Origin of the sequence: Aeromicrobium sp. Leaf272 (assembly GCF_001422865.1) — a bacterium.
Lineage (GTDB): Bacteria > Actinomycetota > Actinomycetes > Propionibacteriales > Nocardioidaceae > Aeromicrobium.
Genome location: NZ_LMMY01000009.1, coordinates 301,772 through 304,128, shown reverse-complemented (window position 1 = coordinate 304,128; position 2,357 = coordinate 301,772). Strand labels below are relative to the sequence as shown.

The 2,357-nt window shown below is 73.9% G+C and carries 2 protein-coding genes; one reads left to right on the top strand and one right to left on the bottom strand.

The window, feature by feature from the left end; translation table 11 throughout:
* Positions 1-831 (top strand): MFS transporter (locus ASF38_RS03025; RefSeq protein WP_235497365.1); only part of this gene is annotated, 831 nt, incomplete at its 5' end.
* Between the two features lie 45 nt (positions 832-876).
* Here ASF38_RS03025 and ASF38_RS03020 read toward each other — a convergent pair.
* Positions 877-2,313, bottom strand: coding sequence for an aspartate aminotransferase family protein (locus ASF38_RS03020; RefSeq protein ID WP_056573542.1), 1,437 nt, complete (start codon positions 2,311-2,313; stop codon positions 877-879).
* Positions 2,314-2,357: the final 44 nt, after the last annotated feature.

Here is a 2,357-nt window from a genome sequence, read left to right as displayed (position 1 = left end):
CCGCTGGCCCGCGTGCGGTGGCAGCCGATCACCCGTCGGGCTCCCGACCAGCGCCGGCTCGTCGACGCTGCGTTCTCCTACGAAGGAGCGGCCGACGAGGTCTCCTTCGTGCTCGGCCCCGCGACGGTCGGGCTGCTGGCGGTCGTGGTGGCCCCGGGCGACGCGCTGCTGGTGGCTGCGGGGCTGCTCGTGGCCTTCGGGTCGTGGTTCGCACTCCACCCCACCGCCGCGCTCACCCGACCCGAACCGGGGGCCGTCCGGTCCGACGCGCCCGTGATCACCGGGGTCCTCGTGGTGCTCGCTCTCGCCCAGATGCTGATCGGCATGCTGTTCGGTGCCACGCAGACGGGGTCCACCGTGCTGGCCACCGCCGCGGGCGAGCCCGGCCAGGCCGGTCTCATCCACGCGACGCTCGGGGTCGGCAGCGCGATCGCCGGCCTCGCGATCGCCGCCCTGCCCGAGCGCATCGGCTACCCGACGCGCATGGTCGCGTCCGCGTCCGCGCTGCTCGTCCTGTCGGTGCCGCTTCTCCTGGTGCAGACCATCGGGCAGCTCGTCGCCGTGATCGCCCTGCTGGGCTTCGCGGTGGCGCCGTACATGATCAGCAACTTCGCGATGGCGGGATCCGTGGTCGAGCCCGAGCGCGTCGGCACCGCCATGACGTTGCTCGCCGGTGCCACGGGCATCGGGTACGCGCTCGGCTCGACGGTGGCGGGCCGACTCGCCGACCTCGGCGGCCACACCCCGGCGTTCGCGGTGACCGTCACCGCCACGGCGCTGGCCCTGGTGCTCTCCCTCGCCTTCCGCGCACGGCGCGGGTCGTCGTCCTGAATGTGCCGGGTCGGCGTTCCCTGGGGTCGGACCCCGGTCCATGTCTCACCGGGTGAGGCGGTCCAGGAACGCGACGAGCAGGGCCTCGCGCAGGCGCGGGGGCGCGACGTCGAGCAGGGCGTTCACCGGCGCCATCTCCTGCGGCACGGACACCTCGCCGCTGCCGTCACCGAGGCCCGCGGTCTGCAGGAGCAGGTCGAACGTCGCGTCGTCCAGCGTGGCCGGGTCGAGGGACTCGGCCACGGCGCGCAGCTCGGCGTCGACCGTCACCGGACCGGCCGCGACCGCGTCGGCCGTCGCGGCAGCGAGGTCCTCCAGCAGCTGCGGGACCTGCGGGGCGGTGGCGGCGCACATCGTCAGGTGCAGCGTCGCCGGCTCGTCGCGCCACGACATCTGCGGCTGCACGAACCAGCCGCGGGCGAGCATGCGGTCGCTCAGCGTGAACACGTCGAGCGCGTCGTCGGCGCCGACGCACAGCAGCGTCGAGTCCGGCGGCACCACCACGTGCAGGTGGTCGATGCCGCCGATGCCGTCGGCGAGCGCGCGGGTGGCGTCGATCGTCTGGCGCACGAGTCGGGCGTAGCCGTCGTCGCCGAGGTAGCGGACCACGGCCCACGCCGCCGCGAGGGGTCCACCGGACTTGGTGGACTGCACGGTGGCGTTGAGCATCGTGTAGCCGGGCCAGTCGGCGCTCGCGTAGAACTGCGCTCGCCGGTGTGCGGGGTCGGCGAACAGCAGCAGCGAGACGCCCTTGGGTGCGTAGGCGTACTTGTGCAGGTCGACCGAGACGCTGGTGACGCCGGGGACCGCCAGGTCCCACGCCGGAGCGTCGTCGACCCACGGCAGGACCCAGCCACCGATGCAGGCGTCCACGTGGAGCCGCAGGCCTCGCGCCGACGTCTCCGTGGCGATCTCGGGAACCGGGTCGACGACGCCGTGGGCGTACGAGGGTGCCGACACCGCCACGAGCACCACGCGCTCGCCGAGCCCGTCGATCGCCTCGACCATCGCGCCGACGTCGGCGCGACGGGTCCGCGGGTCGACGTCGACCGCCACGAGCTCCACCCCGAAGTAGTGGGCGGCCTTGTGGAACGCGGCATGGATCGTGGTGGGCACGACCATGGCCGGGCGGTCGACGGGCGAGGCGTCGCGCGCGGCCTTGACGGCAAGCAGGATCGACTCGGTGCCGCCCGACGTGACGGTGCCGACCGTCTCGGGCGGTCCGTGCAGCGCGTCGCGCGCGAAGGTCACGAGGTCGCGCTCCATGCGCAACAGGCTCGGGAACGCGGTGGGGTCGAGCCCGTTCGTCGCTCCGTACATCGCGAGCGCCCGGCGGCCGAGCTCGTCGGCCTCGGCGATGCCCGAGTCGTAGACGTACGCCAGGGTGCGGCCGCCGTGCGTGGGCAGGTCGCCGGACCGCAGCTCCTCGAGCTCGGCGATGACGGCCTCGGGAGTGGGATGGCTGGGGGAAGAGTCAGGCACGGGCGAGCTCCTCGTCGAGGCGGTAGCGGCGCAGCAGCAGGAGG